Origin of the sequence: Kineococcus auxinigenes, assembly GCF_050871525.1 — a bacterium.
In the GTDB taxonomy this organism is placed as follows: domain Bacteria; phylum Actinomycetota; class Actinomycetes; order Actinomycetales; family Kineococcaceae; genus Kineococcus.
This window is the reverse complement of record NZ_JBKBCT010000136.1, coordinates 1-1,998: the sequence shown is the minus strand read 5'-3', so window position 1 is coordinate 1,998 and position 1,998 is coordinate 1. Positions and strand designations below refer to the sequence as shown.

Below are 1,998 nucleotides of genomic sequence, written 5' to 3'. Positions count from 1 at the left end.
GCGGGGGGGGGGGGGGGGGGGGGGGGGGGGGGGGGGGGGGGGGGGGGGGGGGGGGGCGGGGGGGGGGGGGCGCGCGGCGCCCCCCCCCCCCCCCCCCCCCACGCCGAACCCGTGGTGCTCGGCGTCGCCGTGGCCGGGGTCCCGCTGCTGCTGGCGCTGATCGGGCCGCTGCTGGAACGGCGGCGGCCGGGGCCCCGCGCCGTGGCGGCGGCCGCGGTCGTCACCGGTGGGGCGGTGCTCGTGCAGGGGTTCGGCCGCAGCGACGCCACCGGGCTGGCGTGGGCGCTGCTCGTCCTGGCCTGCGAGGCGGGTTTCACCCTCCTCGCCGTGCCGGTGCTCGCCCGGCACGGCGCGTGGGGCGTGTCCGTGCACGCGACGTGGCTGGCGGCGCTCGGCTTCGGCGCGCTCGCCGTGCTCGTCGACGGCCCGTCCGCCGTGCTCGCCCTCACGGCCGCGGACCTGCTCGCCGTCGCCCACCTCGCCGTGGGGGTGACCGCGGTCGCGTTCGTGCTCTGGTACTCCGCCGTGCGGCGCCTCGGCGCGGCCCGGGCCGGGTTGCTCACCGGGGTGGCGCCGGTGGCGGCGGCCGCCTGCGGGGTGCTGCTGGGCGGGCCGGCGCCCGGGGCGGTGGTGTGGGCGGGGGTCGCGGTCGTCGCCGGCGGACTCGTGCTGGGGCACGCACCGCGTTCCCCGCGGTGACGCCCCCATCCCGCTCCCCCTCCCCTTCGGTGATCAAGGAAGTTGTCACTTACTTGATCACCGAGACTCGGTCGAGCCGGGAGGGCGCGGGGGCGAGCCGTCGTCGACGAGCAGTACCGCTGGCTCAGCCGATGCGGACAGCCAGGTCGTAGAGCCGCCGGGCCCACTGGACGGCTTGTTCTGCTCGCGGTGGGAAGACCATCGTGGCGGCGTAGTGGGCCTGGTCCTTGATCTCCAGCAGCCGTCGCAGGTCCTTCGCCATCGCCGGACCATCAGGTCGCACGGCGGACAGCAGGTCGACGGCTTGACGGTGGTCCTGGCCGCGGGAACGCTGCCCGAGGCGCGCGCAGCACACGGCGTCGGACGCAGCGATGCCGCACAGCACGGCGAGCGACGCTGCGACCTGCGGGGTCGCGAGGCCGTCGTCGGCCTCGTCGAGGACCAGCTCGGCGACTTCGAGGAAGGCTCGGGCCTGCTCCGACCGAACACGGCCCTCGGCGGGCGAGCAGGCGTTGACGCGGCCGGCGGGGCTCACCGCGCCACGCTGCGCAGGACCGCGGTGACGTCCCGACCGGCGAGGGTGATGGCCTCTCGCTGCCAGGACTGGACGATCGGTTCACCGGCGTCGACGTGCGCCCGCAGCTCTTGCACGGAGATCTCGTACGGCTGCGCCCGGTTGCCGGTCCACGCCTGGACCGCGGTGACCAGCGCGTCCACCTGTTCCTCCCACACCTGCGACTGCTCGCCGGTGAGGTCGTCGGCGCGCACGAGCAGCAGGTCGACGTCGGAGTCGGTGTTCCCCTCGCCGCGAGCCAGAGAACCGAACACCGCCGCCGTGTGCACCGGCACGGACCACGCCTGCACCCGTTCTGCGATCCGGCCCAGGAGCTCTCGGCGCAGACCGGCGAGGACCTCCACGGCCGGCCACGCCAGGTGCTCACGGTTCGTGCTGTAGTACACGGTGTTCGTGCGTCGCTCGGCGTGGACGACCCCCTCCGCCGCGAGGCGGGTCAGGACCCGCTGCACGCCGGCCGGCGACGCCGTCCCGACCAGGCGGCCGACCTCCCGCCCGGAGATCGGAGTGGCGAGGCCCGCCAAGACGGTCAGCACCGGGCCGTCCAAGGACGGCACGACAGCTCGCACCGGCTGCCCCAGATCCATATGCTCACTATTAAGAGCGACCGGCAGTAGGCGGACCGGGCAGGGTGGCTCAAGCACTCGGTGAGGGTCTGGCGTGTCACGGACCCAGGCGAGCACGGGCCCCGGTGATCATGGAGTTCTCTACGCTTCAAGATCACC

General features: G+C 75.2%; 3 protein-coding genes. 1 reads left to right on the top strand and 2 read right to left on the bottom strand.

The annotated features are described in order from the left end of the window. The first annotated feature begins 111 nt into the window (after positions 1 to 111). The gene (locus tag ACRYR9_RS19620) at positions 112 to 699 is read left to right on the top strand and encodes an EamA family transporter (protein WP_432499156.1); all 588 of its coding nucleotides are present in this window, start codon (positions 112 to 114) and stop codon (positions 697 to 699) included. A gap of 124 nt (positions 700 to 823) precedes the next feature. Here the strand turns inward: ACRYR9_RS19620 and ACRYR9_RS19615 are convergent, their stop codons facing one another. Together ACRYR9_RS19615 and ACRYR9_RS19610 are read right to left on the bottom strand one after the other, a co-directional pair. After that, complete coding sequence (locus tag ACRYR9_RS19615; RefSeq protein ID WP_432499158.1) at positions 824 to 1,234, bottom strand: hypothetical protein; 411 nt, start codon at positions 1,232 to 1,234, stop codon at positions 824 to 826. Further along, positions 1,231 to 1,830, bottom strand: a complete 600-nt coding sequence (locus ACRYR9_RS19610; RefSeq protein ID WP_432509530.1) for a nucleotidyltransferase domain-containing protein — start codon at positions 1,828 to 1,830, stop codon at positions 1,231 to 1,233. Before ACRYR9_RS19610 ends, ACRYR9_RS19615 begins: the two co-directional genes overlap by 4 nt. Between the last annotated feature and the right edge of the window lie 168 nt (positions 1,831 to 1,998).